This is a genomic window from Pseudomonas sp. FH4 (assembly GCF_000510915.2).
GTDB lineage: Bacteria > Pseudomonadota > Gammaproteobacteria > Pseudomonadales > Pseudomonadaceae > Aquipseudomonas > Aquipseudomonas brenneri.
The window spans coordinates 1-5,449 of sequence record NZ_AOHN01000009.1; the positions used below are offsets into that span (position 1 = coordinate 1).

Sequence of the window (5,449 nt, forward strand, 5' to 3'; positions counted from 1 at the left end):
GGATGGGATCAGGTGGTTCCAATGCTCTATGGTCGTCAAGAAATTCGGGTACTGAGTCGCGGCCAGTTGGCCTCGCTTCAGCAAATTGGGTATGTAATAGAATTCGGTGTTTTGTGAGAATCGAACTTTCGGTTCATTTCGTCTTCACACACCGCAATCTGATGCTCTTTCGAGTAGTCAAATTGCTTGGGTGTTATATGGTCAAGCCTCACGGGCAATTAGTATTGGTTAGCTCAACGCCTCACAGCGCTTACACACCCAACCTATCAACGTCGTAGTCTTCGACGGCCCTTCAGGGAACTCAAGGTTCCAGTGAGATCTCATCTTGAGGCTAGTTTCCCGCTTAGATGCTTTCAGCGGTTATCTATTCCGAACATAGCTACCCGGCAATGCCACTGGCGTGACAACCGGAACACCAGAGGTTCGTCCACTCCGGTCCTCTCGTACTAGGAGCAGCCCCTCTCAAATCTCAAACGTCCACGGCAGATAGGGACCGAACTGTCTCACGACGTTCTAAACCCAGCTCGCGTACCACTTTAAATGGCGAACAGCCATACCCTTGGGACCGGCTTCAGCCCCAGGATGTGATGAGCCGACATCGAGGTGCCAAACACCGCCGTCGATATGAACTCTTGGGCGGTATCAGCCTGTTATCCCCGGAGTACCTTTTATCCGTTGAGCGATGGCCCTTCCATACAGAACCACCGGATCACTAAGACCTACTTTCGTACCTGCTCGACGTGTCTGTCTCGCAGTCAAGCGCGCTTTTGCCTTTATACTCTACGACCGATTTCCGACCGGTCTGAGCGCACCTTCGTACTCCTCCGTTACTCTTTAGGAGGAGACCGCCCCAGTCAAACTACCCACCATACACTGTCCTCGATCCGGATAACGGACCTGAGTTAGAACCTCAAAGTTGCCAGGGTGGTATTTCAAGGTTGGCTCCACGCGAACTGGCGTCCACGCTTCAAAGCCTCCCACCTATCCTACACAAGCAAATTCAAAGTCCAGTGCAAAGCTATAGTAAAGGTTCACGGGGTCTTTCCGTCTAGCCGCGGATACACTGCATCTTCACAGCGATTTCAATTTCACTGAGTCTCGGGTGGAGACAGCGCCGCCATCGTTACGCCATTCGTGCAGGTCGGAACTTACCCGACAAGGAATTTCGCTACCTTAGGACCGTTATAGTTACGGCCGCCGTTTACCGGGGCTTCGATCAAGAGCTTCGCGTTAGCTAACCCCATCAATTAACCTTCCGGCACCGGGCAGGCGTCACACCCTATACGTCCACTTTCGTGTTTGCAGAGTGCTGTGTTTTTAATAAACAGTCGCAGCGGCCTGGTATCTTCGACCGGCATGAGCTTACGGAGCAAGTCCTTCACCCTCACCGGCGCACCTTCTCCCGAAGTTACGGTGCCATTTTGCCTAGTTCCTTCACCCGAGTTCTCTCAAGCGCCTTGGTATTCTCTACCCAACCACCTGTGTCGGTTTGGGGTACGGTTCCTGGTTACCTGAAGCTTAGAAGCTTTTCTTGGAAGCATGGCATCAACCACTTCGTCACCCAAAGGGTAACTCGTCATCAGCTCTCGGCCTTAGAATCCCGGATTTACCTAAGATTCCAGCCTACCACCTTAAACTTGGACAACCAACGCCAAGCTGGCCTAGCCTTCTCCGTCCCTCCATCGCAATAACCAGAAGTACAGGAATATTAACCTGTTTTCCATCGACTACGCTTTTCAGCCTCGCCTTAGGGACCGACTAACCCTGCGTCGATTAACGTTGCGCAGGAAACCTTGGTCTTTCGGCGTGGGTGTTTTTCACACCCATTGTCGTTACTCATGTCAGCATTCGCACTTCTGATACCTCCAGCAAGCTTCTCAACTCACCTTCACAGGCTTACAGAACGCTCCTCTACCGCATCATCCGAAGATGATACCCGTAGCTTCGGTGTATGGTTTGAGCCCCGTTACATCTTCCGCGCAGGCCGACTCGACTAGTGAGCTATTACGCTTTCTTTAAAGGGTGGCTGCTTCTAAGCCAACCTCCTAGCTGTCTAAGCCTTCCCACATCGTTTCCCACTTAACCATAACTTTGGGACCTTAGCTGACGGTCTGGGTTGTTTCCCTTTTCACGACGGACGTTAGCACCCGCCGTGTGTCTCCCATGCTCGGCACTTGTAGGTATTCGGAGTTTGCATCGGTTTGGTAAGTCGGGATGACCCCCTAGCCGAAACAGTGCTCTACCCCCTACAGTGATACATGAGGCGCTACCTAAATAGCTTTCGAGGAGAACCAGCTATCTCCGAGCTTGATTAGCCTTTCACTCCGATCCACAGGTCATCCGCTAACTTTTCAACGGTAGTCGGTTCGGTCCTCCAGTTAGTGTTACCCAACCTTCAACCTGCCCATGGATAGATCGCCCGGTTTCGGGTCTATTCCCAGCGACTAGACGCCCTATTAAGACTCGCTTTCGCTACGCCTCCCCTATTCGGTTAAGCTCGCCACTGAAAATAAGTCGCTGACCCATTATACAAAAGGTACGCAGTCACCCAACAAAGTGGGCTCCCACTGCTTGTACGCATACGGTTTCAGGATCTATTTCACTCCCCTCTCCGGGGTTCTTTTCGCCTTTCCCTCACGGTACTAGTTCACTATCGGTCAGTCAGTAGTATTTAGCCTTGGAGGATGGTCCCCCCATATTCAGACAAAGTTTCTCGTGCTCCGTCCTACTCGATTTCATGACTAAGAGATTTTCGCGTACAGGGCTATCACCCACTATGGCCGCACTTTCCAGAGCGTTCCGCTAATCTCAAAGCCACTTAAGGGCTAGTCCCCGTTCGCTCGCCACTACTAAGGGAATCTCGGTTGATTTCTTTTCCTCAGGGTACTTAGATGTTTCAGTTCCCCTGGTTCGCCTCTTACGCCTATGTATTCAGCGTAAGATAACCATCTTATGATGGCTGGGTTCCCCCATTCAGACATCTCCGGATCAAAGTCTGTTTGCCGACTCCCCGAAGCTTTTCGCAGGCTACCACGTCTTTCATCGCCTCTGACTGCCAAGGCATCCACCGTATGCGCTTCTTCACTTGACCATATAACCCCAAGCAATCTGGTTATACTGTGAAGACGACATTCGCCGAAAATTCGATAATACTCAAAACTGAGTAACTCACAAATTTTACCTTAGCCTGATCCGTTACCAGTGAAAGTAACGTTCAGTCTATCTTTCTATCACATACCCAAATTTTTAAAGAACGAACTAGTCAAAGACTAGAAATCAACATTCACCATCACAACGATGGAATGCTCATTTCTAAGCTTTATACAAACAGAAGCAGTAGTGGTGGAGCCAAACGGGATCGAACCGTTGACCTCCTGCGTGCAAGGCAGGCGCTCTCCCAGCTGAGCTATGGCCCCGTATTTCTACAGGCGTTTCCCACACAAAATTGGTGGGTCTGGGCAGATTCGAACTGCCGACCTCACCCTTATCAGGGGTGCGCTCTAACCAACTGAGCTACAGACCCAATTTCGGGCTGCTTCTTTCGTCTTCTTCAATGAATCAAGCAATTCGTGTGGGAACTTATGGAGCAGCTGATGTCGTCGATTAAGGAGGTGATCCAGCCGCAGGTTCCCCTACGGCTACCTTGTTACGACTTCACCCCAGTCATGAATCACACCGTGGTAACCGTCCTCCCGAAGGTTAGACTAGCTACTTCTGGTGCAACCCACTCCCATGGTGTGACGGGCGGTGTGTACAAGGCCCGGGAACGTATTCACCGCGACATTCTGATTCGCGATTACTAGCGATTCCGACTTCACGCAGTCGAGTTGCAGACTGCGATCCGGACTACGATCGGTTTTGTGGGATTAGCTCCACCTCGCGGCTTGGCAACCCTCTGTACCGACCATTGTAGCACGTGTGTAGCCCAGGCCGTAAGGGCCATGATGACTTGACGTCATCCCCACCTTCCTCCGGTTTGTCACCGGCAGTCTCCTTAGAGTGCCCACCATTACGTGCTGGTAACTAAGGACAAGGGTTGCGCTCGTTACGGGACTTAACCCAACATCTCACGACACGAGCTGACGACAGCCATGCAGCACCTGTCTCAATGTTCCCGAAGGCACCAATCTATCTCTAGAAAGTTCATTGGATGTCAAGGCCTGGTAAGGTTCTTCGCGTTGCTTCGAATTAAACCACATGCTCCACCGCTTGTGCGGGCCCCCGTCAATTCATTTGAGTTTTAACCTTGCGGCCGTACTCCCCAGGCGGTCAACTTAATGCGTTAGCTGCGCCACTAAGAGCTCAAGGCTCCCAACGGCTAGTTGACATCGTTTACGGCGTGGACTACCAGGGTATCTAATCCTGTTTGCTCCCCACGCTTTCGCACCTCAGTGTCAGTATCAGTCCAGGTGGTCGCCTTCGCCACTGGTGTTCCTTCCTATATCTACGCATTTCACCGCTACACAGGAAATTCCACCACCCTCTACCATACTCTAGTCAGTCAGTTTTGAATGCAGTTCCCAGGTTGAGCCCGGGGATTTCACATCCAACTTAACTAACCACCTACGCGCGCTTTACGCCCAGTAATTCCGATTAACGCTTGCACCCTCTGTATTACCGCGGCTGCTGGCACAGAGTTAGCCGGTGCTTATTCTGTCGGTAACGTCAAAACAGCAAAGTATTAATTTACTGCCCTTCCTCCCAACTTAAAGTGCTTTACAATCCGAAGACCTTCTTCACACACGCGGCATGGCTGGATCAGGCTTTCGCCCATTGTCCAATATTCCCCACTGCTGCCTCCCGTAGGAGTCTGGACCGTGTCTCAGTTCCAGTGTGACTGATCATCCTCTCAGACCAGTTACGGATCGTCGCCTTGGTGAGCCATTACCCCACCAACTAGCTAATCCGACCTAGGCTCATCTGATAGCGCAAGGCCCGAAGGTCCCCTGCTTTCTCCCGTAGGACGTATGCGGTATTAGCGTCCGTTTCCGAACGTTATCCCCCACTACCAGGCAGATTCCTAGGCATTACTCACCCGTCCGCCGCTCTCAAGAGAAGCAAGCTTCTCTCTACCGCTCGACTTGCATGTGTTAGGCCTGCCGCCAGCGTTCAATCTGAGCCATGATCAAACTCTTCAGTTCAAACATCTTTGGGTTTTTAAGAAACCCTAAACTTGGCTCAGCAATCGTTGGTTACATCTTTGATTTCTCGCGGAGTAACTTGTGATGCTGATAATCTTGTTGACTATCAGTCTGACCCCACAAGCACCCACACGAATTGCTTGATTCAGTTGTTAAAGAGCGGTTGGTTAAGATCTTTCGTCTCAACCGAGGCGCGCATTCTACAGCAGCCTCATTTGCTGTCAAGTGATTATTTTCAGAAGTTTTCAAGGAATCCTTAACAACTTCAACCACTTGCGCTTTCGATCTCTCGTCAGCGGGAGGCGAAT

1 protein-coding gene, 2 tRNA genes and 2 rRNA genes are annotated in these 5,449 nt (G+C 51.1%); all 5 read right to left on the minus strand.

All coding sequences use genetic code 11. From position 1 onward, the window contains the following. Positions 1-197 precede the first annotated feature (197 nt). Positions 198-3,091, minus strand: a 23S ribosomal RNA gene (locus H097_RS06825). 249 nt (positions 3,092-3,340) lie between these two features. Continuing rightward, a tRNA-Ala gene (locus tag H097_RS06830) sits at positions 3,341-3,416 on the minus strand. 30 nt (positions 3,417-3,446) lie between these two features. Next, positions 3,447-3,523 (minus strand) — tRNA-Ile (locus H097_RS06835). Between the two features lie 81 nt (positions 3,524-3,604). Next, positions 3,605-5,141, minus strand: a 16S ribosomal RNA gene (locus tag H097_RS06840). The 16S and 23S rRNA genes sit together here with 2 tRNA genes alongside, the layout of an rRNA operon. Positions 5,142-5,192: 51 nt before the next feature. Then, positions 5,193-5,449 (minus strand): hypothetical protein (locus H097_RS28490; RefSeq protein ID WP_206575971.1); only part of this gene is annotated, 257 nt, incomplete at its 5' end.